Below are 20737 nucleotides of genomic sequence, written 5' to 3'. Positions count from 1 at the left end.
ATCACTTCCTTTCGTTGTCCTCGGAAGAACCACCGTAGCAAGTTCTTTCAAGGAAGTACTGCTTGTTTACTCTGCCCGAGATCGTGATGTAGCCCTTAGCTTCAAGCTCCTGATTGAGCTTTTGTACTATTTTATATGCATAGGACTTGGAAACATCAAGCTCTCTGGCAACGTCTTCAACTCTCATAAAATTTCTGTCTGTCATCATGAGTAGCTCCTTTCTTTGACTTAACTCTAAAACGTTAGGCTGTATTCTTATTATACTAAACAAAATCCGTTATGTCAATATCTAAATTACTAAACATTTTTATTTCTACTAACTTGACATATACTAAACAGATATGCTATAATTGATTTGTGAAATATGGCAGCATAGTACATTTCTGTATGCTGCTTGATGAAAACGGAGGGCAACAATATGGCAATAGGAGAGAGAATAAGGTTTATTCGCAACCTCAGAGGTATGACGCAGAAGTTCTTAGGCTTACAGGTCGGCTTTACGGAACGTACAGCTGATATTCGTATGGCACAGTACGAATCAGGTTCAAGAACGCCAAAGACTGATCTTATAGAACAACTTGCCGACGCACTTGATGTATCGACCGAGGCTCTGAACGTTCCGAACATAGACAGCTATACGGGTTTGATGCATACACTTTTTGCACTTGAAGATTTATACGGTTTCAAGATTGACCGCCTGGATGATGAAATATGTATTCGAATCAACAGGCAGAATGGCTCGACCTTTGCGAAAATGACAGGTCTGCTCGAACCGTGGGAAGAGATGGCTCAGAAGTACCGCAATGGGGAAATCACCCGCGAGGAGTACGACCAGTGGCGATACAGATATCCGAGGTCGGAGGCGGAGCGGAATGAAGCTGCACGCAGAGCAGTGAAAGAAAAATAACTAATCTGAATAAAACAAAAAGAGCTATCCGATTCGTAAATGAATCAGATAGCTCTTATCTTTTAAGACAGAAAATTTATTACTGTTGCCGATAATCGAGAATTGTTGCCAAAACGTTGCCACTGTTATTGATGCGATGGCGTAATCAACGTATTTACGCTGTTTGTGGACGGATTTGTATTATTCCCACTCAACAGTTCCCGGAGGCTTTGAAGTTATGTCGTAGACTACTCTGTTTACGTGTTCAACTTCATTTGTGAGTCTGTTTGAAACTCTTGCGAGGACGTCGTACGGGATTCTTGCCCAGTCGGCTGTCATGAAGTCATCTGTTGTGATGGCTCTGATGGCGATGAGGTGGTCGTATGTGCGGTGGTCGCCCATTACGCCTACTGTCTTTACGTCAGGGAGAACTGCGAAGAACTGTTTGAGTTCGCTTTCGATGCCGCTCTTCTTGATCTCGTCGCGGAATACTGCGTCAGCTTCCTGGAGGACTTTGATCTTTTCTTCGGTGATCTCGCCGATGATTCTTACACCGAGACCCGGACCCGGGAACGGCTGTCTCCATACGAGGTCGTGCGGGATGCCGAGCTTTTCGCCGACTGCACGAACTTCATCCTTGAAGAGGTCTGCGAGCGGTTCGATCGTTCCGTCGAATTTTATATCTGCAGGCTTTTCAACCATGTTGTGGTGTGTCTTGATAGTAGCAGTGCTGCCCTTGCCGGCGGCATTACCCTTGCCGGATTCTATTCTGTCCGGATAGATTGTGCCCTGTGCGAAGAATCCGCCGTCAGCTTCCTCACGGATCTTGTCCCAGAATACCTTGTAGAATTCTGTGCCGATGATCTTTCTCTTCTGTTCAGGATCAGAAACGCCCTTTAATTTTTCGAGGAACTGCTTCTGGCAGTTTACACGTACAAACTTCATGTCGAAGAGCTTTGTGAATGTTTCTTCAACGAAGTCGCCTTCGTCCTTTCTCATGAGACCCTGGTCAACGAATACGCAGGTGAGCTGCTTGCCGACAGCACGGCTTAAAAGACCTGCGGCAACTGATGAGTCAACACCGCCTGAAAGACCGAGAACTACCTTCTTGTCACCGATCTGTTCACGGAGCTTTGCAACTGTCTTTTCGATGAAGTCATCCATTACCCAGTCGCCCTTGCATCCGCATACTTCGTAGAGGAAGTTGTGGAGCATTTTTTTACCGAATTCGCTGTGTGTAACTTCCGGGTGGAACTGAACTGCGTAGAACTTCTTTTCTGCGTTTTCAAATGCAGCAGCAGGACAGTCTGCAGATGCTGCAGTAACTGTGAATCCTTCCGGAACTCTGCTTACGTAGTCGGTATGGCTCATCCATACAACGCTTTTTTCCGGAACGTCTTTGAAGATGAGACTGCCTTTGTTATGTGAAATTTCTATTTTACCGTATTCGCTCTTTTCGCAGCTCTTTACTTCGCCGCCGAGTGTCCAGGCAACGAGCTGACATCCGTAGCAGATGCCGAGAACCGGAACGCCGATATCGAATATATCTTTTGAAATATGCGGTGAACTCATGTCGTAAACGCTGTTAGGACCGCCGGTGAAGATGATGGCTACCGGATCAAGAGCCTTTATCTCTTCGATCGGTGTGTCATATCTTTTGATCTCGCAGTAAACACCGCATTCACGTACACGTCGTGCGATCAGCTGATTATACTGGCCGCCGAAGTCAAGAACGATACATAGCTGATTTGCCATAATTTAAGATCCTTTCTGATACTGTAATATAGTATCCGTTCAAAAAGAATGATTATGTTTGCCCTGTCTGATCAGGGTAATATAAAAATTATATCATTTTTCTGCCGATAATTCAATGATTGTAAGTAACTAAAAACACCGGTGAAGAACACCGGTGTTTGTGCGAAATATATTTTATAGAGAGTGTGCCGCTTTTATTATGCGAACATTCTGTAGACCTTCTGGTTGTGCTGCCTTGCACTGAGGACGATGCCGATAACGATGTACATACTTACAAGCGCGGTACCTCCGGCACTTACGAACGGAAGCGGGATACCGATAACCGGCATTACCTTGAGTACCATGCCGATGTTGAGAACGCAGTGCGTGAATATTATCGAGAAAGCACCTATGCAGATGTTCCTGCCGAGTTCGTCGCGGGCTACGAGACTGTCTGCTATGAGTTTGATGCAGATGAAAGCGAACACCACGATGAGAGCGAGGCATCCGACAAATCCGAATACGTATCCGACATAGGCGAAAATGAAGTCGTTGTAGATCTCAGGAACATTGCTTTTTCCGTTTCCGAAAAGACCGTTTCCGAAGATGTTTCCGGCTGTAAGGGATGAAAGTCCGAGATCCTGCTGCCATTCAAGGCCCTCAGGGTCAGTTCCCGGATTGAAGAGGATCATTATTCGTTCCTTCTGAACATCACCGAGTGCGTACTGCCATGCGAAATACCCGACTACCGGAACTGCGAGTATCGCAGGAATTATATAGATGAGTGAAAGTCCTGCGGAATACATCATGATAACGAACATCATGATGAAGACGAGTGCGGTTCCGTGGTCACCCTGTTTCATGATAAGCGCAATAGGAATCCCCGCGTGCAGACACAGAAGAATGATGCTTATAAGGTTGTTGAGGTCATCCTTCACCTTGTAGAGATGATAGGAAAATGAGAGAAGAAACGCTATTTTCAGAAGTTCCGCAGGCTGGAAGGTCAGCGGTCCGAGTTTCAGCCAGGCTACGTCGTCGGTACCTTCAACACCGACACCGAGCTTCGTGAAAGTCAGAAGAACGGGGACGAGTGCTACCGGTACGTACAGGAACCAGAGCTTTGCGAAGTCCTTGTAGTCGAAACATGAAATGAAAATGCAGATAATAAGCCCGATTATCATGGACCCGACCTGTGTTTTGTAAACTGAGTGTACGACCGTTCCGCTGTCGGCAAGGGAGTAGATAAGGACTATTCCCAGTACGGTACACAGGCAGACTGCAAACAGAAGCAGCTTGTCGAGGTTGTCAAAATATTTTTTTACAAGGGCTGCTATTTTTTTTACGTTATTCATTTATGATCCCTTTCCTAAACCAGTCCGTTTTCATCGAGATATTTTCTGATGGCTTTTGTCACACCGCCGCTGTTGTTGTCGTCCGCGATGTATTTTCCGTATTTTTTCATGTCCTCGTTTGCGTTTTTCATTACGAAGCTGAAGCCGGCGGAATTCAGCAGATCAACGTCGTTGTAAAAGTCGCCGAATGCCATGGTCTCGTCGTGCGAAACTCCTGAGGAGTGCTGTATGCTTTTCATTGCCGAGCCCTTGCTTATGCCTTTCCGCATAATATCCATCCACAGATGACCTGACACTACCAGTGAAAGGCTGTCGCCGTAGATCTTTTTCAGAACGGGATAGGAATATTTCTGAGGGTCGTTCTCGTCGTAGATGGCTATTTTGAAGATAACGTCATCCACTGTGGTGAGATCGTCGAGTACAGTACGTGAGTTATAGTAGAAACCAAGTTCCTTTTCCGAACGCGGTTTGTATCTGTCGGTACAGTAAAGTCCTTTTTTTCCGCAGAGGACAAGGTATGCCTCCGGCAGTTTTTCGTGGCAGAATGTGATGATCTCCTTTAATGTATCAGGATCGATGCCGCCGGTGAAGGAATTTCTGCCTTTTTCCATTATGCAGGCCCCGTTGTCACAGATAAAACTCATGTTCTCACTGTAACTTCCGAAAATAGGTGTAAGTGCCGGATAGGAGCGGCCGCTTGCCACGACAAACTGGATGTTGTTCCGTCCGAGCCGGTCGAGTATTTCGAAAAAGTCAGGCGGCAGTTTTTTGTCGTCATCGAGGAGTGTGCCGTCCATATCGCTTGCTATAAGTTTTATCATGTACATTTTCCTTTTATAAAGTTTTTTAGGGGTGGGTTACCCCTCCTGGTTCCAGTACTTCCGGTCGAGTGAGCGGTACTGGACTGCCTGGGAGATGTGGCGTTTTTTTATTACTTCGCTGCCGTCGAGATCGGCGATCGTGCGTGATACTTTAAGTATTCTGTCGTAGGCGCGGGCGGAAAGTCCCATTACGTCGAAAACTCCGCACAGGAATGAATTCGCTTCGTTGTCGAGAGGGCAGAACTCGTGGAGCTTCGAGGAGGTGATACGTGCGTTGCACGAGATACCGGTACCTCTGAAGCGTTCGTTCTGTATTTCTCTTGCGGCCTGAATGCGCTTTCGTATTGAAGCCGAGCTTTCCTCTTTTTTTGTAGAAGAGAGATGCGAAAATTCCACCGGTGCGACTTCAACGTGCAGATCGAGTCTGTCGAGAAGGGGACCGCTTATCTTTGAAAGGTAGTTCGCCACCTGTTTGTGCGAGCATATGCATCTTTTCTTCGGATGTCCGAAAAATCCGCACGGGCACGGGTTCATAGCGGCGACCAGCATTATCGACGAAGGATAGGTTATGGTGCCGCTTGCTCTTGATATAGTCACTTTCTGCTCTTCAAGAGGCTGTCTGAGGATCTCGAGAGTTTTTCTGTCAAACTCGGCAAGCTCATCGAGAAACAGTGTTCCGTTATGTGCAAGTGAGATCTCGCCCGGATGAGGTATTGTGCCTCCGCCTGCAAGTCCTGCAGCCGATATGGTGTGATGAGGCGCACGGAAAGGCCGGACCGTTACAAGGGGAGTGTCCTTTTCGATAAGACCGGAAATGGAGTGAATGTTGGTCGTTTCGATGGATTCCTCAAAGGTCATGAGCGGAAGAATGCCCGGAAGTCTTTTGGCGAGCATGCTCTTGCCGCTTCCCGGACTTCCTATAAGGAGTACGTTGTGACCGCCTGAAGCTGCGATCTCCAGAGCGAGCTTGGCGGAATGCTGTCCCTTGATGTCGGAAAAATCGGGTATGTTCATATCCGGCAGAGGAGCAGGTGAGTATCTGTCACAGACACTGAGCTTCTTTCCGCCGGTGAAGTGAGCAATTATTTCTATAATAGATTTTACACCATAAACCTCTATTCCGTCAACCACTGAAGCCTCAAAAGCATTGTCGGCGGGAACAAAAATTTTTCTTATGCCGCTTTTCATTGCCGTGAGTGTCATCGGCAGAACACCGTTTACATGCCGGACGTTGCCGTTCAGCGACACCTCGCCGATGAAACAGCAGTCGTCCGTATCGACGCCGATCACACCCATTGCAGTAAGTATTCCCATGAAGATGGCAAGGTCGTGGACGGAGCCGCTTTTTTTCGTGTCAGCCGGTGCAAGGTTCATCATCACACGGGCGTTCGGAAATTTTAACCCTCCCGCAAGTATGGCGGATTTTATCCTTTCGCGGCTTTCCTTTACGACAGTATCAGGCAGACCGACTATTTCAAAAGCAGGCTGGCCCATACGGATGTCAGTTTCGACATCCACTGAGAACGCGTTGAGACCGAAAAGTCCCATTGAATTGATCTTGGAAAACATATTTTTCTTTACCTCCCATTAAATATACATATTCCCTGAAAATTATAATATCATATTATGGAAGAAAAATCAATAGGCGGAAATAAATATTTTTTATGGACTATCTTACTCTGAATTGTCATAGTGCCATATATATGGATGAACGGGAGAAACGAGCGTATGAAAATAAACAAAAAATCCGTATCTTCAAATTGAAAATACGGATAAATTCACAATCTTTGATGATGCGGTTGACAACCGCATGTATTTGGAGTATAATTGTATAATGTATCAAAATGGGGAGTTTTATACCCTGTTACACTATGGTTAGTATATCACAGATATATCAAGAAATCAATAGTTTTCACATTTTTTTTCTGTTTCTGACTTCAGTGATCTCCGGCAGGCCACTGATGCAGACTATCAATAAGAAGGAGGACCAGACACCAATGGTGAATGTCAAGCCTAAACAGCTCGGAAAAAATACCAGAATGAGCTTTGGCAAGATCAATGAAGCTCTTGAAATGCCAAACCTTATCGAGGTACAGAAAAATTCCTACAAGTGGTTCAAGGAGGAGGGTCTTAAAGAGGTTTTCCATGATGTAGCAGCAATCACTGACTACAACGGAAATTTAGTCTTAAACTTTACAGGGTATAAGATCGACGACACTCCGAAATACTCCATCGCAGAATGTAAGGAACGTGACGTTACATATGCTGCTCCGCTCAGAGTTACTGCAACCCTCTGGAACAAGGAAACCGGTGACGTAAAGGAAAGCGAGATCTTTATGGGCGACTTCCCGCTCATGACAGACAGCGGTACCTTCGTTATCAACGGTGCGGAACGAGTTATCGTATCACAGCTTGTCAGATCTCCTGGTGTTTACTATGCCTTCGAGAAGGACAAGACAGGTAAGAACCTTTACAAGTCCACAGTTATTCCGAACCGCGGTGCGTGGCTCGAATACGAAATGGACTCAAACGACGTTGTTTATGTTCGTATAGACAAGAACAGAAAAATTCCGATAACAACATTTATCAGAGCTCTCGGCGTAGGTACAGACGAAGAAATCGAAGAAATGTTCGGCGCTGACGAAAGACTCAACCAGACAATTCTTCAGAAGGACAGCACAAAGAACAATTCTGACGCTCTTCTCGACGTTTACAGAAAGCTCCGTCCGGGCGAACCTCCTACGGTTGAAAGCGCACTTTCACACCTTAACAATCTTTTCTTCGACGCAAAGAGATATGATCTCTGCAAGTTCGGCCGTTACAAGTACAACAAGAAGCTCGGTATTGCTTCAAGACTTTCAGGCCACCTTCTTTCAAGACCTGTTGTAAATCCTATGACAGGCGAACTTATGGCGTCTGACGGTGAAACCATCTCATACGAAAAGGCTCTTGAGATCGAACAGGCCGGCGTAATGGAAGCCTACGTTACTGTTGAAGTAAAGGAAGACTACACAACACCGACAGGCGAAAAGAAGTCAAAGCTTGTTGAACGTGAGGTAAAGATCATCGGTAACGGCATGGTTGACATCACAGGCTACGTAAAATTTGATGTTGCAAAATACGGTATCGACGAAAAGGTATACTTCAAGGTTCTGAAGGAGATCCTCGAGAATTCCGCTGATGACGAGGAACTTGAAGAAAACGTTAAGAACAGAGTTGAAGAACTCGTTCCTAAGCACATCATTCTTGATGATATTTACGCTACTATCAGCTACTTCCTCAACCTTTGCTCAGGCATCGGTACAGTTGACGATATAGACCATCTCGGAAACCGTAGAATCCGTTCTGTAGGTGAGCTTCTCCAGAACCAGTTCAGAATCGGTTTTGCAAGAATGGAAAGAGTTATCCGTGAAAGAATGAACACACAGTCACAGGAAATGGATACCATTACACCTCAGTCACTTGTAAACATTCGTCCGATAACTGCTGCAATCAAGGAATTCTTTGGTTCATCACCGCTTTCACAGTTCATGGACCAGACAAACCCTCTCGCAGAACTTACACACAAGAGACGTCTTTCAGCCCTCGGTCCTGGCGGTCTTTCACGAGACAGAGCCGGATTCGAAGTACGAGACGTACACTACAGCCACTACGGCAGAATGTGTCCTATCGAAACTCCTGAAGGTCCTAACATCGGTCTTATCTCATACCTCGCAACTTTCGCAAGGATCAATGAGTACGGATTTATCGAAGCACCTTACAGAAAGGTCGACAAGGCTACAGGCGTTGTAACGAACGAAGTTGTTTACATGACAGCTGACGTTGAAGACAACTACGTAGTTGCTCAGGCGAACGAACCTCTTACAGAGGACGGAAAGTTTGCAAGAGCAAAGGTAAATGCAAGATGCCGTGACAAGATCCGTGAATTCGACAGAGAAGTTGTAGACTACATGGATGTATCACCTAAGATGGTCGTTTCCGTAGCTACAGCAATGATCCCGTTCCTTGAAAACGACGACGCGAACCGTGCCCTCATGGGTTCAAACATGCAGAGACAGGCCGTTCCGCTTCTCAAGACTGAGAATCCTATCGTTGGTACAGGTATGGAATACAAGGCAGCCGTTGACTCAGGTGTCTGCATAGTTGCTGACTGCAGCGGTGAAGTTCTTGCAGTATCTGCTGACGAGATCGTTGTTCAGGACGAAAACCTCATCGAGCACAGATACAAGCTCACAAAGTTCAAGCGTTCAAACCAGGGTACATGTATCAACCAGAGACCTATCGTTTCAAAGGGTGAAAAGATCACAAAGGGCCAGGTACTCGCAGACGGCCCTGCTACATGCAACGGTGAGATCTCACTCGGTAAGAATGCCCTCATCGGCTTCATGACCTGGGAAGGTTACAACTACGAGGATGCCGTACTTCTTAACGAAAGACTCGTTCGTGAAGATATGTACACATCCATCCATATAGAAGAATACGAAATAGAAGCAAGAGACACCAAGCTCGGACCTGAAGAGATCACAAGAGATATCCCTAACGTTGGTGATGACGCTCTCAAGGATCTTGACGAAAACGGTATCATCCGAATCGGTGCTGAAGTTCACGCAGGTGACATCCTTGTAGGTAAGGTTACTCCTAAGGGTGAAACTGAACTCACAGCTGAAGAACGTCTCTTAAGAGCTATTTTCGGTGAAAAGGCAAGAGAAGTACGTGACAATTCACTTAAAGTACCTCACGGTGAAGCCGGTGTAATTGTTGACGTCAAGATATTCACAAGAGATAACTGCGATGAACTCAGTCCTGGAGTAAACATGCTCGTTCGCTGCTACATCGCCCAGAAGAGAAAGATCTCAGTCGGAGACAAGATGGCCGGCCGTCACGGTAACAAGGGTGTCGTTTCACGTATCCTCCCGCAGGAAGATATGCCGTTCCTCCCGGACGGTACACCGCTCGATATCGTACTTAACCCTCTCGGCGTTCCTTCACGAATGAACATCGGACAGGTACTTGAAGTACACCTCGGTATCGCATGTAAGGCTCTCGGCTGGAAGATCATGACTCCTGTATTCGACGGCGCACACGAAGAAGACATCCGTGAGTGCTTCAGGGAAGCAGACAAGCATCTTAAGATGGTCGACAATCCTGACATGCTCTTCAACGGCGTTGACTTCAACGAAGACGGTAAGTTCCAGCTTTACGACGGACGTACCGGTGAACCGTTCGACAACCGTGTAACAGTTGGTTACATGTACTACCTCAAGCTCCACCACCTCGTTGATGATAAGATCCATGCACGTTCAGTTGGTCCTTACTCACTGGTTACACAGCAGCCTCTCGGCGGTAAGGCACAGTTCGGTGGTCAGCGTTTCGGTGAAATGGAAGTTTGGGCACTCGAAGCTTACGGTGCTGCATATACACTTCAGGAGATCCTTACAGTTAAGTCTGACGATACTGTAGGACGAGTTAATACTTACGAAGCTATCGTTAAGGGACAGAACGTTCCTAAGCCAAGCTTCCCTGAAGCATTCAAGGTACTTATCAAGGAACTTCAGTCACTTGGCCTTGACGTTAAGGTTCTTGACGCAGACCAGAAGGAGATCGACCTCAAGCAGACATTTGACGACGATGATATCGTTCCGGCAGGCACAGCTGTTCATGATAGTGATGATACATCAATGCCGGCGGCAGATTATCACTACGATTCAGATGAAGCGGACGAATCAGGACTGAGCGTTGAAGGTGAAGAAGATAATCCTGATGATTTTGCTGATGACGGAGATGCTGATTTCAGTTTCGATGATCTTTCAGCAGAAGACGATAATGATGATTTCTAAGGAAAAGCTGGTTTGATCACAAATCAGCAGAGGAAATGTGCAAAGATCAGCCGGATCCCGGCAGATGCAGATTTCCTGTATGATCAGTGTTTTCCTAATAAGTAATATAAATCAGAGCCAAGAAGCAGAGGAACTGCAGGACCGTTCCTGCAGAACCAGCTGCATCTGACACAGGAGGATAGTGTTTTGGAATTTAACGAATTCAAATCAATTAAAATAGGACTTGCCTCACCTGAACAGATCCGTGCATGGTCTTACGGTGCAGTAGAACGTCCTGAAACCATCAACTACAGAACACAGAAGCCTGAACGCGACGGTCTTTTCTGCGAAAAGATCTTTGGACCTACAAAGGACTGGGAATGTCACTGCGGTAAGTTCAAGAAGATCAGATTCAAGGGCAAGGTCTGCGACCGCTGCGGCGTTGAAGTAACAAGAGCAAAGGTAAGACGTGAACGTATGGGTCACATCGAGCTTGCAGCTCCGGTTTCTCACATCTGGTACTTCAAGGGCACACCTTCAAGAATCGGACAGGTGCTTGAGATCTCACAGAAGCGTCTTGAAGAGATCCTTTACTTCACAAAGTACATCGTTGTTGATCCGGGTAATTCCACAGAACTCGTAAAGAAGCAGCTCCTTTCAGAAAAGGAATATCATGATGCTCTTGAAAAGTACGGCGATGACTTCTATGCAGACATGGGTGCGGAAGCTATCAAGGAACTCCTTGAAGAATACGATCCTGAAAGATATGATAAGTACATCACGGAACATATAAATGAATTCTCAAAGATCACAGGCAAGAGCGAAAGCGAGATCATCGACTATCTTGCAAAGAGAATATATGTTATCACAGACAATGCTGAAAACCCTGACTACGAGATCGGACAGGTAGTCAAGAAGTCAGTGTTCTTACAGAAGATCATGCGCTGGAACAGAGAACAGGAAGAAATCAAAAGCGACAGACGCATCACTGTAAAGACTGGTTCAGCATACATCGAGGAACTCTTCAATGAAAACATTGAAGCAGCAAACGTAAACGGCGAATACGATGAGCTTGCAAACAAGGACAACTGGGTAAACTCACTCGTATGGCTCGCTGATGAACTCAAGGAAGAACTCAAGGATCTCCCTTCAGGTCAGAAGAAGATCAAGCTCTTAAAGAGACTTGAGATCATCGAAGCATTCAGACTCTCAGGCAACAAGCCACAGTGGATGGTGCTCGACGTAGTACCTGTTATCCCTCCGGACATCAGACCTATGGTTATGCTCGACGGCGGCAGATACGCTACTTCAGACCTTAACGATCTTTACAGAAGAGTTATAAACAGAAACAACCGTCTCAGAAGAATGCTTACACTTGAAGCTCCTGATATCATCATCAGAAACGAAAAGCGTATGCTTCAGGAAGCTGTAGACGCACTTATAGACAACGGCAGACACGGAAGACCTGTAACAGGCCCTAACAACAGAGCACTCAAGTCACTTTCCGACATGCTCAAGGGTAAGCAGGGACGATTCAGACAGAACCTCCTCGGTAAGCGTGTTGACTACTCAGGACGTTCAGTTATCGTCGTAGGTCCGGAACTCAAGATGTACCAGTGCGGTCTCCCTAAGGAAATGGCACTCGAACTCTTCAAGCCGTTCGTACTTAAGAGACTCGTTGACACAAAGGTTATCGCAAATATCAAGAGCGCAAGAAAGCTCGTCGACAGAGCAGGCACAGCAGTATGGGATGCCCTTGAAAATGTAATCAAGGATCACCCTGTTCTCCTCAACCGTGCTCCTACACTTCACAGACTCGGTATCCAGGCTTTCGAACCTGTACTCGTAGAAGGACGTGCCCTCAAGCTTCATCCGCTCGTTTGTACAGCGTACAACGCTGACTTCGACGGTGACCAGATGGCCGTACATCTTCCGCTTTCAGCAGAAGCACAGGCAGAAGCAAGATTCCTCATGCTCGCTGCCAACAACCTCCTCAAGCCGTCAGACGGACGTCCTGTTGCAGTTCCTACACAGGATATGGTCCTCGGTTCATACTACCTGACAATGCTCAAGGAAGGCGACCTCGGTGAAGGCAAGGTGTTCAGAGACGTAAACGAAGCTCTCATGGCATACAATGAACATGCAGTTTCACTCCACGCTCCTATCAAGGTAAAGGTTACAAAGGATATCGGCGGAAGAAAGGTTTCCAAGATAATCGACTGTACAGTCGGAAGACTTATCTTCAACGAGAACATTCCTCAGAACTTAGGATATGTAGACAGAACAGACTCAGACAAGCAGTTTGATCTCGAAATTTCATTCCTCGTAAAGAAAAAGCAGCTTTCAGACATCATCGAACGCTGCATCAGAATACACGGTACAACAACAACTTCTGAAGTTCTTGACAAGGTCAAGGCTCTCGGCTTCAAGTTCTCAACAAGAGCAGCTATCACAGTTGCCGTTTGTGATGCAACTATCCCGCCGCAGAAGAAGGACATTCTTGCTAACGCACAGAGCAAGATCGACGTTATCACTGAACAGTATGACTACGGTTATATTTCAGCAGCTGAAAAGTCAAAGAAGTTCATCGACATCTGGAACAAGGCTACTGACGAGGTAACAGAAGCACTTAAGGCTAACCTCGGTAAGTACAATCCGATCTTCATGATGGCTGACTCAGGTGCCCGTGGTTCTATCAACCAGATCAGACAGCTGGCAGGTATGCGTGGACTTATCGCCAACACATCAGGTGAAACTATCGAACTTCCTATCAAGGCTAACTACCGAGAAGGTCTTAACATCCTCGAATACTTCATTTCATCACGAGGCGCCCGTAAAGGTCTTGCCGATACAGCCCTCAGAACTGCCGACTCAGGTTACCTCACAAGACGTCTCGTTGACGTTTCACAGGACGTTATCATCCGTGAAGATGACTGTAATACTGATGACGGTCTTGAGATCTTCGAGATCAGAAACGGCAGCGAAATGATCGAGCCGCTTTCAGAACGTCTCGTAGGCCGTTACCTTGTTGAAAACTTCTGCGATCCTGCTACAGGTGAAGTCATTGTTCCTAAGACAAGACTCATGACAGAAGCTGATGCCAACAAAATCGTCAGCATGGGCGTTGAACGAATCAAGATCCGTTCAGTACTCCACTGTAAGGCAAAGCACGGCGTATGTGCAAAGTGCTACGGTGCTAACCTTGCAAACGGAAATGTTGTTTCAGTCGGTGAAGCTGTCGGCGTTATCGCTGCTCAGTCGATCGGTGAACCTGGTACACAGCTCACAATGAGAACATTCCATACCGGTGGTATCGCGTCAGCAGAAGATATCACACAGGGTCTTCCGCGAGTTGAGGAACTCTTCGAAGGACGTCGTCCGAAGAACGCTGCTATCATTGCAAGAATCAGCGGTCATGTAAGCATCGAAGAAGTAAAGACCACAAAGAACGTTATCCTCACAAACGAAGAGACAGGCGAACAGGAACAGTACATGATCCCGTGGAACCTCAAGCTCAGAGTTCGTGACGGTGAAGATATTGAAAAGGGTACAAAGATCACTGAAGGTAACTGCTATCCGGCAGACATCCTTGCAGTTCAGGGTATAGAAGCTGTTCAGAACTACATTATCAATGAAGTTCAGAAGGTTTACCGCCTCCAGGGTGTTGATATCAACGACAAGCACATCGAAGTTATCGTAAGACAGATGCTCAGAAAGATCAAGGTTGAAGACAGCGGTTCAAGCTATCTGCTTCCTGGTTCTCTCGTTGACAAGAAGGAGATCGATACTATCAACGCAGAACTCCAGCAGAGGATCGACAACGGCGAACTCGGTGTTGTACCTGTTACAACAGTTCCTGTCCTTCAGGGTATCACAAAGGCTTCTTCAAGTTCAGAAAGCTTCCTTTCAGCTGCTTCCTTCCAGGAAACAACAAAGGCTCTTACTGATGCTGCTATCAAGGGCAAGAGTGACTATCTCCAGGGACTTAAGGAGAACGTTATTATCGGTAAGCTTATTCCTGCCGGTACAGGTATGGAGGCTTACAACAAGGTCGAAGTCGTAAAGACTGAAAAGGCTGAATCTTTCACAGGAGAACACGTTCAGGTTTCTCCGATGAATATCTGATAATATAATTCACACATAATAAAACTCCGGAAAGCAAAAGTTTTCCGGAGTTTTTTGTTTTTATACGAAAACAAGATCAATATTGAAAAATAATTATTATTATGATATAATTTGAATATCCAGCAAACGAAAAAATAGTTTTTGTTTGCTGTAATTCTGACTTATGGAGGTTTTGAGGATAATGGCATTCAGAAAAGATTTTTTATGGGGCGCAGCATCAGCTGCATATCAGCTTGAAGGCGGGTACAAGGATGACGGAAAGGGTATGAATATCTGGGACGTGTACACAAACTGTCTTTCAGCGAAAACGGAAAAATACGTAAAATACTGCGAGAACGGAAACGTGGCCTGCGATCACTATCATCGCTGGAAAGAAGACATAGCACTTATGAAGGAACTCGGTATCAGGAATTACCGTTTTTCAATAAACTGGACAAGGATACTTCCGGAGGGTACGGGACGCGTAAACGAAAAGGGACTTAAGTTCTATTCAGATCTTGTTGATGAGCTTCTGAAAAACGGCATAACTCCGCTTGTGACGCTTTTCCACTGGGATTATCCGCACAGGCTTTATCAGCGTGGCGGATGGCTTAATCCGGATTCACCGGACTGGTTTGCAGCGTATACAAAAATCGTCGTGGATGCTCTTTCAGACAGAGTAAAGTACTGGATAACCGTAAACGAGCCGCAGGTGTTCATCGGCCTTGGCTGTTATCTCGGGGTTCATGCTCCTTTTATGAAATATCATTCCTGCGATATTGCGCAGATGACACATAACGTTCTTCTTGCTCACGGAAAAGCAGTAAAGGTGATACGTGAAAATGCAAAAACAAAACCTGTAGTGGGATTTGCCTTTTCAACACCGGCATGCACTCCTGCAGGCAGTGATGCCGCAGCGATAGAAGAAGCAAGGAAAAATACTTTTGACTTTGATGCATTCAATTATATTTTTACAGCCGGATGGTGGGCAGATCCGGTCTTTTTCGGAAAGTACAGCGAACGTGCGTATGAGCTTTTCGGTGATGACATGCCGCAGATAAACGAAGGCGACATGGAGATCATTTCACAGCCGGTGGACTTTTACGGAGTCAATGTATACGAGAGCCGCGGCATTATTCCGGAGTACGGTTATCCTTCCGATTCGTTTCAGGGAATAGGAAGAACATCTTTCGGATGGCCGGTCACACCTCAGACCATGTACTGGACACCGAAATTCCTGAACGAACGCTACGGAGTACCGGTAATGATAACTGAAAACGGTATGGCAAACAATGACTGGATCGCTCTTGACGGAAAGGTCCATGACACTCAGCGTACGGACTATACACACCGCTATCTGAAGTATCTGAAAAAGGCAGCTGATGAGGGTGTTGATATTCTCGGATATATGCACTGGTCTGTTATGGATAATTTCGAGTGGGCTGAAGGCTATGACAAAAGGTTTGGTCTTGTCTATGTTGATTACGTGACACAGGAGAGAACGGCAAAGGATTCCGCACTGTGGTATAAGAAAGTTATGGAGGAGAACGGGGAAAACTTATAATAAAAAGGAAGGAAGACACAAAACATGCTTGAAACAAAAGAACTGTACAAAAAGTACAAGCCTAAGAAAGGCGCGGAAGTCGTCGCAGTCGACCATATCTCGCTCCGTTTTCCGGAGAAGGGAATGGTGTTTCTGCTCGGTAAATCCGGAAGCGGTAAATCCACAATGCTCAATCTTCTCGGAGGACTCGACAGCTATGACGACGGCGAAATAATCATCAAAGGTATCTCATCAAAGGATTTCAATCAGCAGCGCTTTGACAGTTACCGTAATACTTACGTAGGATTTATCTTTCAGGAGTACAACGTCCTTGAGGATTTCAACGTCGGGGCAAATATTGCTCTGGCGATTGAACTGCAGGGAAAAAAAGCTTCCGATGAGGAGATAAACAGGATCCTGAAGGAGGTCGATCTTGAAGGCTTCGGTGACAGAAATCCGAATGAGCTTTCCGGCGGCCAGAAGCAGAGAGTTGCCATTGCCCGTGCTCTTGTAAAGAATCCTGAGATCATTATGGCAGATGAGCCTACGGGTGCTCTCGATTCAGTAACGGGTCGTCAGATACTCGATACGCTTAAAAAACTTTCAGAAGACAAACTCGTTGTCATAGTTTCACACGACCGTGAGTATGCAGAGCAGTATGCCGACCGTATAATCGAGCTTGCTGACGGGAAGGTGATCCGTGATGTCGAGGTCGCAGGAGGTGTTAATGAAGATGAAAAACATCTGGAATTTGACGGTCAGGAAATAACAGTACCGGCAGGATATCATCTTACTGATGAAGACAGGACCCGTATAAATGAATATATCGATAAGCTCGAAAGCGGGATCAGACTTTCAGTTTCAGACAAGGGTGCCCGGTTTACGGAAACAGATGAGTCGAAGATACCGGTCCAGGACGGAAAGAATTTTGCACTGATAAAGTCCGTCCTTCCGATGAAATCAGCATTTACAATCGGAAAAAGCAGCCTTAAGCATAAGAAATTCAGACTGGTAATGACCATTCTTCTTTCAGTTGTTGCATTCTCGCTTTTCGCTTTTGTAGATACTTTCAGTTCCTACGATCATATTCGTTCATGTGTGGATTCGCTGCGTGATTCCGAAATAGGATATGTTTCACTCACAAAAAACGTAAAGCAGGGGACCGGCGCCTCAGCATGGTGGAGTTCGCTTCAGAACGGTATCAATGAAGAAGATCTGAAAAGCATAGAGCAGGATACCGGTATTGCAGTTACCGGAATTTTTAAACCTAAAATGAAAGGGCTTTCCTTCGGCATGAATCTCGGGGACAATTCTGATGAAGATGAAGATTCCGGCTTTTCACTTACAAGCAGCTATCTCACGGATTTCTGTGGCTTTGCTGAAGTAACTGAAGACACTCTTAAAAATATGGGTTACTCCGTTTATGCAGGCAGACTTCCTGATCCTTCTAAAAATGAGATCGCAATAAGCTGCCTTGCAGCAGAATCATTTATAAAATACGGTTATGTTTCAGCGCAGCCGGTCAAAGATTATACAGGCGGTCAGGGTTCTTCAGACGCCCTGATGGATCAGATATCACAGTTAAACATTGATGTTGATCCGGAAATGCTCGACAAGGCAAAGGATATGAATTCCGGAAGTTCAGTTGACTCTCTTCTGGAAAAGAAGAAAAAAGCTGAAAAATTTTCTGATCCTATGTACATGGTCGGAAAAAGCCTTCTTCTTGACAATGAACTTTATACTGTAACAGCAGTCGTTGATACAAAGTTTGATTCATCACGCTATGAACTGCTCAATAAAGATATGAAAAAGCTTACAAATGCTGAACAGATCCTGCAGTTTGTGCTTTCAAGCGAATATGAATGCGCCGTAAACAAAAGTCTTACAGGTGCAGCTATGGTCGGCGAGGGTGCAGTCGCAAAACTCGTTGCTGATGAACCGGTCGCCTATGAAAGCAGCAAGGGTAATTTTTCAGTCAGCAGCTTCGACAAACAGGGCGGTCTGAGTGTTTATTCACGATATTACTCAAAGCTTTCTCTTATTCCGCAGGAGAATATTGTATGGGCTGATAAACCTCTTGAAAACCTTAAGAATAATGAGATCATCATTTCACTGGATTCGCTACATGCAGATTACGGTGGTATGGAAAAGGAATTCACTGCGGAAGACGCGGAATCAGCGAAGAAAGCTCTTGAAGATATAAATGATTTCATATCCTCCACAGGAAAGCCGACCGGATATATATATGAGTACAGCAATTTCGACTTCGATGGTGAGAATGAGGTCAGTGATATAAAGATCGTCGGATGCTTTACCCCGGACAGTTCGTATTCATCAGCAGAAGTAATGTGTATCTCAGATGAGTTCCTTGACAGAATTGCTGAAGTAAATGAAGGCGTATACAGCTGTGCTGTCGGATGTATGCCGGAAACAAGAGCTGATAAGGAGAAAATCGTAAGTTACTGCTACGGCGGAGACGAAGACAGCATTAATGAACGCTATTCGATGAATAATGCTGCCGTCTATGAGCTCGATTCGTTCCATTCAATTATAAACGGGGCAGCCCGTGTGTTTATCTGGGTAGGACTTTTCTTTGCTGTGTTTGCATCGATACTTATGGCAAACTTTATTTCAACGAGCATAAGCTATAAAAAGCAGGAGATCGGTATTCTCCGCGCCATCGGATCAAGATCGAACGATGTTTTCAGAATATTCTTCTCGGAAAGTTTTATAATCGCAATGATAGAGTTTGTTATTACAGCACTGCTTTGTTTTGCGGCAGTCTGCATAATGAACTGGTATATAAGAAAGAGTACCGGCATTCTGATCACTCTTCTCCACTTCGGACCGAGACAGGTGATCCTTATTCTTCTGATAAGCTGCGTTGTAGCTGCGCTTGCAAGTTTCTTCCCTGTAAAGAAAACAGCAAGCAAGAAGCCGATCGATGCTATCAGGGGAAGATAAATCCCGCAAAAATGCTGTTGTCAAATGAAAGTAAATAGGTTATACTTAAAAGAGTGTGATCAGTATTTTTCTGAAAGGACAAGACGATAAATGACGAAAAAAATGAAAGACAATATCTCCTCTTTTCTGACTATAGCATTGGTTACTGCCGTCGGAACTGTGTTTGTAAAAAACAACATGCCTGAAAGAAGCGACGAACAGATCAAAGTAAATCCGGCGGTAAATCCTGTGGTGGCGGAAGAGAATTTAATTATGACCGACACCATATCAGAGGGAGAAGTTACCGAAGCACCTGCGGAAACAGAAGTTCCGGCAGAAACTCTTCCTGAAGAAACAGCTCCTGTTACTGAGCAGACGACAGCCGCTGAAGAACCTCTTTCTGAAAATGATAAAAAAGCAGCGGATATGCTTGCTGAAATGTCTCTTGAAGAAAAAGTATATCAGCTTTTTATAGTTAAACCTGAGCAGCTTTCTCCGGATGAGGAATTCCTTTCCGAGTATCCGAACACAAAAGAGGAACTGAAGAAATATCCTGTCGGCGGTCTTATTTATTTTGAAAGAAATCTTTCCTCAAAGGAACAGTGCGAGGAAATGATAAAAAATGTTAAGAAACGTACTAAAACGGGTCTGTTCATTTCCATTGACGAAGAAGGCGGCGAGATCGCGCGTATCGGAAACAATCCTGACATGGAAACCACGGAATTTCCGGACACCGCTGAAATAGGTAAATCGGGAAATCCTGAAGAAGCCTACAGAGAAGGACTTACGATCGGTAACGATCTGAAAAAACTCGGATTCAATCTCGATTTTGCTCCTGTGGCTGATGTTAATTCCAATAAAAAGAATCCTGTCATCGGTACACGTGCTTTCAGCAGCGATCCTGCAGTTGTTTCACAGATGGTTGAACGCTCGGTTGCCGGATTCCGTGAAAGCGGCGTTATCTGCACGATAAAGCATTTCCCAGGTCACGGCGATACTGATACCGACAGCCACAAGGAATTTGCCGAAACAAAAAAGAATCTTGATGAACTTGAAAGCTGTGAACTCGCTCCGTTCAGAGCAGGGATCAGCGCCGGAGCACCTGTGGTAATGGCCGGTCACATTGCAGTTCCTGCAGTTACGAACAACGATGTTCCTGCATCACTGTCAAAGGATTTGATAACAGGACTTCTTCGTGAAAAACTGGGCTTTAACGGTCTTGTCATAACCGACTCGCTCCAGATGGAAGCCATCACAGACCGCTATTCACCTGACGAAGCCGCAGTAATGGCTCTCGAAGCCGGCTGCGATATCATCCTCATGCCGGACGACCTCGAAAAAGCAGCAAACGGTATTTCCGAAGCAGTAAAAAACGGAAGACTTACCGAAGACCGCTTAAACGACAGCGTTATGCGTATACTTAAAATCAAGATTGAATACGGGATCATTTCATAAGATCTTTAAACTGTAAAAAGCAGCAGCGTCTATGCTGGAGGATTAATTATCTTGTATAAAATTGAGTATCAGTATCATGATGA

The 20737-nt window shown here is 45.5% G+C and carries 11 protein-coding genes; 6 read left to right on the top strand and 5 right to left on the bottom strand.

Annotated features, from left to right (window positions below; genetic code table 11):
• Window position 1: 1 nt before the first annotated feature.
• On the bottom strand, window positions 2-205 hold the full coding sequence (locus CC97_RS10270) for a MarR family transcriptional regulator (protein WP_044974901.1): 204 nt from the start codon (window positions 203-205) through the stop codon (window positions 2-4).
• 213 nt (window positions 206-418) lie between these two features.
• Between CC97_RS10270 and CC97_RS10265 the strand changes: the two genes are divergently transcribed.
• Window positions 419-907, top strand: coding sequence for a helix-turn-helix transcriptional regulator (locus CC97_RS10265; protein WP_044974900.1), 489 nt, complete (start codon window positions 419-421; stop codon window positions 905-907).
• Window positions 908-1087: 180 nt separating this feature from the next.
• Here the strand turns inward: CC97_RS10265 and guaA are convergent, their stop codons facing one another.
• From guaA to CC97_RS10245, 4 genes are all read right to left on the bottom strand, one after another.
• Window positions 1088-2641 carry a glutamine-hydrolyzing GMP synthase gene (gene guaA, locus CC97_RS10260; protein WP_044974899.1) on the bottom strand — a complete coding sequence of 518 codons (1554 nt, stop codon included), beginning with the start codon at window positions 2639-2641 and terminating at the stop codon, window positions 1088-1090.
• A 197-nt stretch (window positions 2642-2838) separates the two neighbouring features.
• Complete coding sequence (locus tag CC97_RS10255; protein ID WP_044974898.1) at window positions 2839-3972, bottom strand: FtsW/RodA/SpoVE family cell cycle protein; 1134 nt, start codon at window positions 3970-3972, stop codon at window positions 2839-2841.
• Between the two features lie 14 nt (window positions 3973-3986).
• Entirely contained in the window at window positions 3987-4793 is an 807-nt protein-coding gene (locus CC97_RS10250) for an HAD family hydrolase (RefSeq protein ID WP_044974897.1), read from the bottom strand.
• 36 nt (window positions 4794-4829) lie between these two features.
• Complete coding sequence (locus CC97_RS10245) at window positions 4830-6362, bottom strand: YifB family Mg chelatase-like AAA ATPase (RefSeq protein WP_044974896.1); 1533 nt, start codon at window positions 6360-6362, stop codon at window positions 4830-4832.
• A 428-nt stretch (window positions 6363-6790) separates the two neighbouring features.
• Between CC97_RS10245 and rpoB the strand changes: the two genes are divergently transcribed.
• The 5 genes from rpoB to CC97_RS10220 all read left to right on the top strand — a co-directional run bounded on the left by rpoB (window position 6791) and on the right by CC97_RS10220 (window position 20654).
• Window positions 6791-10630 (top strand): DNA-directed RNA polymerase subunit beta, encoded by a 3840-nt coding sequence (gene rpoB, locus CC97_RS10240; RefSeq protein ID WP_044974895.1) that lies wholly within the window; start codon window positions 6791-6793, stop codon window positions 10628-10630.
• Between the two features lie 186 nt (window positions 10631-10816).
• The gene (gene rpoC / locus CC97_RS10235; protein ID WP_044974894.1) at window positions 10817-14734 is read left to right on the top strand and encodes a DNA-directed RNA polymerase subunit beta'; all 3918 of its coding nucleotides are present in this window, start codon (window positions 10817-10819) and stop codon (window positions 14732-14734) included.
• Between the two features lie 181 nt (window positions 14735-14915).
• Entirely contained in the window at window positions 14916-16277 is a 1362-nt protein-coding gene (locus CC97_RS10230) for a GH1 family beta-glucosidase (protein WP_044974893.1), read from the top strand.
• A gap of 24 nt (window positions 16278-16301) precedes the next feature.
• On the top strand, window positions 16302-19220 hold the full coding sequence (locus CC97_RS18850; protein ID WP_049962823.1) for an ATP-binding cassette domain-containing protein: 2919 nt from the start codon (window positions 16302-16304) through the stop codon (window positions 19218-19220).
• A gap of 90 nt (window positions 19221-19310) precedes the next feature.
• Entirely contained in the window at window positions 19311-20654 is a 1344-nt protein-coding gene (locus CC97_RS10220) for a glycoside hydrolase family 3 N-terminal domain-containing protein (protein ID WP_049962822.1), read from the top strand.
• Window positions 20655-20737 lie beyond the last annotated feature (83 nt).

It is taken from the genome of Ruminococcus sp. HUN007 (assembly GCF_000712055.1).
Taxonomy (GTDB): domain Bacteria; phylum Bacillota; class Clostridia; order Oscillospirales; family Ruminococcaceae; genus HUN007.
This window is presented reverse-complemented; position numbering and strand designations above follow the sequence as displayed.

What these genes read in the sequence shown, in the direction of transcription:
- CC97_RS10270 (WP_044974901.1), bottom strand. Translation starts at nt 205, where the DNA reads ATGACAGACAGAAATTTTATGAGAGTTGAAGACGTTGCCAGAGAGCTT.
- CC97_RS10220 (WP_049962822.1), top strand. Translation starts at nt 19,311, where the DNA reads ATGACGAAAAAAATGAAAGACAATATCTCCTCTTTTCTGACTATAGCA.
- CC97_RS10245 (WP_044974896.1), bottom strand. Translation starts at nt 6,362, where the DNA reads ATGTTTTCCAAGATCAATTCAATGGGACTTTTCGGTCTCAACGCGTTC.
- CC97_RS18850 (WP_049962823.1), top strand. Translation starts at nt 16,302, where the DNA reads ATGCTTGAAACAAAAGAACTGTACAAAAAGTACAAGCCTAAGAAAGGC.
- CC97_RS10255 (WP_044974898.1), bottom strand. Translation starts at nt 3,972, where the DNA reads ATGAATAACGTAAAAAAAATAGCAGCCCTTGTAAAAAAATATTTTGAC.
- CC97_RS10250 (WP_044974897.1), bottom strand. Translation starts at nt 4,793, where the DNA reads ATGATAAAACTTATAGCAAGCGATATGGACGGCACACTCCTCGATGAC.
- CC97_RS10230 (WP_044974893.1), top strand. Translation starts at nt 14,916, where the DNA reads ATGGCATTCAGAAAAGATTTTTTATGGGGCGCAGCATCAGCTGCATAT.
- guaA (WP_044974899.1), bottom strand. Translation starts at nt 2,641, where the DNA reads ATGGCAAATCAGCTATGTATCGTTCTTGACTTCGGCGGCCAGTATAAT.
- CC97_RS10265 (WP_044974900.1), top strand. Translation starts at nt 419, where the DNA reads ATGGCAATAGGAGAGAGAATAAGGTTTATTCGCAACCTCAGAGGTATG.
- rpoB (WP_044974895.1), top strand. Translation starts at nt 6,791, where the DNA reads ATGGTGAATGTCAAGCCTAAACAGCTCGGAAAAAATACCAGAATGAGC.